This is a genomic window from Mesorhizobium sp. M7A.F.Ca.CA.003.01.2.1 (assembly GCF_003998945.1).
Taxonomy (GTDB): domain Bacteria; phylum Pseudomonadota; class Alphaproteobacteria; order Rhizobiales; family Rhizobiaceae; genus Mesorhizobium; species Mesorhizobium ciceri.
The window spans coordinates 1-3,524 of the sequence record NZ_RZRA01000604.1 but is presented as its reverse complement, the minus strand read 5'-3'; the positions used below and the strand labels follow the sequence as shown (position 1 = coordinate 3,524).

Genomic DNA, 3,524 nt, shown 5'->3' with positions numbered 1-3,524 from the left:
TCAGGCCGCGCGAAATGTCGGCCTTCAGGTCGTCGACGTCCTCGAGGCCGATCTGCAGGCGGATCAATGGACCCTCATAGGGGGCCTTCGCGACAACGCGGTCGCCGAGCCAGACCGGCACGGCAAGGCTCTCATAGCCGCCCCAGGAATAGCCGAGGCCGAAGATTTGCAGCGCGTCGAGAAAGGCGTGCTGCTGCTTTTGTCCGCCGCCGGCAAGCACGATGGAAAAGATGCCGCTCGATCCGGAGAAGTCCCGCTTCCACAGTTCGTGGTCCGGGTGGCTGGGCAGGGCCGGGTGGAGCACGCGCGCCACGCCCTTCTGGCCTTCGAGCCAGGAGGCGATGGCAAGCGTGCTGCGCTGATGGTGTTCAAGGCGCACGCCCATGCTGCGCAGGCCGCGCAGCACCTGGTAGACGTCGTCGGGCCCGGCGCAGCAGCCAAGCGTGCAGAAGCTTTCATAAAGATGCGTCCAGCAGCTCTCATTGGCCGACACCGTGCCAAGCAGCACGTCGGAATGGCCGGCCGGGTATTTGGTCGCCGCATGGATCGAGATGTCGACACCGTGGTCGAGGGGGCGGAAATACAGTGGCGTCGCCCAGGTATTGTCCATCATGACGATGGCGCCCGCGGCGTGCGCCGCCTTGGCGATGGCTGGGATGTCCTGCACCTCGAAGGTGTTGGAGGCCGGTGATTCCGTGAACACCACCTTGGTGTTGGGCTTGATCAACGCCGCGATGCCGGCGCCGACATGGGGGGCGTAGTACTCGACCTCGACGCCCAGCCGCTTCAGCATCGTGTCGGCGAAGTTGCGGGTCGGATGATAGACGGTATCGACGATCAGCAGATGGTCGCCGGCCGACACGAAGGCGAGCAGCGGTACCGTCACCGCCGCAAGGCCCGACGGCACCAGGATCGTGCCTGCCGAACCTTCCAGCGCGTCTATGGCGTGGGCGAGCGCATCGGTCGTCGGCGTGCCGCGCGTGCCGTAAGTGTATTTCTGGGTGCGAGCCGCCATTGACGCCGCGTCGCGAAAAAGCACGGTCGAGGCATGCACCACCGGCGGATTGACGAAGCCGAAATAGTCGTGCGGATTGTTGCCCGAATGGGCAAGCCGCGTGTTGATGCCCATCCCGCCGCTAAAGTGCTCGCCGTCTTTCGCCATTCTGCGTCGCCTTGTTTGACAAGCCGCTAGCCATAGTGCGGCGGCATGGACCGTGCAACAGCCACCGTCCGCCAGGAGATGGACTTCGAATATGCCAATTCGTCGCGGCAAAAACAGCGATGCGGGGACAGGATATCAAAACGAAAAACCCGCCTGTGCGGCGGGTCATCGGCGCAAATCAGCACCATGGACGAAAATGTATCATAGCTGAGGGCAGGCTGTCAAGAAAAAATTCCTATCGCGAAAAGGCGGTCTTTGATTGACCTGCGTTCGGAGCCCTCATCTCCGCCGATCGGCTATTGTGGGCGGCTGCGGAAGGTATATGATTGTCGGCTAATATTAATCGCCGGATTGCTTCGATCAGATGCTGCCGGATGGTTGCTGCCGGTTGACCTCTGGTCCTCCACGATCCGGATCGCGCTCACCAAGCGTGAGCGCGGCAAGGGAGGAATGCCATGCCGGACGTCAAATGGGCCATGAAGGCGCGCGAATTCATCAACTGCAACTGCGCCTATGGCTGCCCGTGCCAGTTCAACGCCATGCCGACATACGGGTTCTGCCAGGCGGTCGCCGGCATGGAAATCGAAAGCGGCCATCACGGCGACACCAAGCTCGACGGATTGCGGTTCGTCGGGATTTTCAGCTGGCCCGGCGCCATACACCAGGGCGGGGGCGAAGCCGCGGTGATCATCGACGAGAGGGCGACGGAAGCCCAACGTGGCGCGCTGCTTCGCATATTGGGCGGTCTGGATACCGAACCGGGTGCAACGATATTCCAGGTCTTTTCGACCACGCTGGAGAAGTTCCACGACCCGATCTTTGCGCCGATCGAATTCAACATCGACGTCGACGCGCGAACCAGTCAGCTGCATGTCGAGGGTATAACCGACGGTCGTGGCGAGCCGATCCGGAATCCGGTCACCGGCGCTGCCCACCAGGCGCGCATCGACCTGCCGCACGGCTTCGAATACGCGATCGCCGAGGTCGGGCGCGGCTGGACAAAGGCGACGGGCCCGATCAAGTTCGAGCTGGCCGATACGCACAGCCATTTCGCCAATCTGCATCTCACGCAGAGCGGCATCGTGCATTGACCTGATCCAATGGGCGACACGGCCCTCGAGGCGGTGCTGCGGCGCGATCGCGCGGTCGTGATGGCCGCGCTCGTGGTGATTGCCGTGCTCGCCTGGGCCTATGTGCTGTGGCTCGCCACCGACATGGTCATGCCCGGCTCCGCCTTGCCGGACAGCGGAGGCGGTGACATGGCCGGAATGGACATGTCGAATATGGACGGGTCGAACATGGGTATGGGCGGCATGGATATGGGCGCCGCCGTGGCGCCAGGCATCCGGGCCTGGGCATTGGCCGATTTCGCTTTCACCTTCACGATGTGGGCGGTGATGATGGTCGGCATGATGACGCCTTCGGTCGCACCGATGTTGCTGCTCTATGCCGGTGTCGGCCGCAAGGCGCGGGCGGATGGCAGGCCCATCGCTTCGACGGGATGGTTTTTTGCCGGCTACCTCGCCGTCTGGGCCGTCTTCAGCCTCGTGGCGACCGGTGCGCAATGGCTGCTCGCCCGTCTTGCCTTGCTCGACCCCTCGATGGCGACCGGCAGCGCGGTCCTCGGCGGCCTCGTCCTGATCGCCGCCGGTCTCTATCAATGGACGCCGATGAAGGGCGTCTGCCTGCGCCAATGTCAGGCCCCGATCGCGTTCCTGGCCGGCCATGGCGGATTCCGCTCCGCTCCGCTCGGCGCGCTCCGGCTGGGCATCGATCACGGCGCCTACTGTCTGGGGTGCTGCTGGGCGCTGATGGCTCTGCTGTTCGTCGGTGGCGTCATGAACGTGCTGTGGATCGCCGGCATCGCCATCCTCGTCCTGCTGGAGAAGACGGTGCCGACCGGGCAGCTGATTCCGCGCGTTTCAGGCGCGTTGATGGCTGGCATCGGGACCTGGATCGTCTTTCAAGCCTCTTGAGAACAGTCTTCGTCTGCGACCTGTATTGGACTGCAGCCGCCAGTAAATCGTCAGAAGACAATCTTGGGACATGGTAGTTCGCCCCACGCGGAGGTCAACAACCACGAGGTATTTGCCCGGGATGGATTTCGCTGCCGCGGCCGGTATCGGCCCCGCGTTGGCGTTGCATCAGCTTTGCCGCCTTTATTGGCCCCTGCTGACTAATTCGCGGGCGTGTTTGTCTGTAAATCAGGCATTTACGGCAATCGGTTTTCAAACTCTTCGGGTTTGGGTCATTTCCCTTGACCTCACAGGAATTATCGCCTTCGATGACATTTGTGAATGGGAGGCGGCGCGTCGGTTACGATGCGGGGTTTCGGGATGGGCCGGGATGAAGCCGCGTTCAC

At 62.9% G+C, this 3,524-nt stretch carries 3 protein-coding genes and 1 pseudogene; 3 read left to right on the top strand and 1 reads right to left on the bottom strand.

Features of this window, described 5'->3' with window-relative positions:
- The coding region (locus tag EN969_RS22040) for a cystathionine beta-lyase (RefSeq protein ID WP_127419389.1) at positions 1-1,162 on the bottom strand (1,162 nt) is incomplete at its 3' end.
- 455 nt (positions 1,163-1,617) lie between these two features.
- On the opposite strand from EN969_RS22040, the gene EN969_RS22035 reads away from it, so the two are divergent.
- From EN969_RS22035 to EN969_RS35580, 3 genes and pseudogenes are all read left to right on the top strand, one after another.
- Entirely contained in the window at positions 1,618-2,253 is a 636-nt protein-coding gene (locus EN969_RS22035) for a DUF1326 domain-containing protein (RefSeq protein ID WP_013532425.1), read from the top strand.
- A 9-nt stretch (positions 2,254-2,262) separates the two neighbouring features.
- Positions 2,263-3,138 (top strand): DUF2182 domain-containing protein, encoded by an 876-nt coding sequence (locus EN969_RS22030; RefSeq protein ID WP_013532424.1) that lies wholly within the window; start codon positions 2,263-2,265, stop codon positions 3,136-3,138.
- Between the two features lie 121 nt (positions 3,139-3,259).
- A pseudogene (locus tag EN969_RS35580) lies at positions 3,260-3,524 on the top strand (hypothetical protein); the annotation flags it as partial.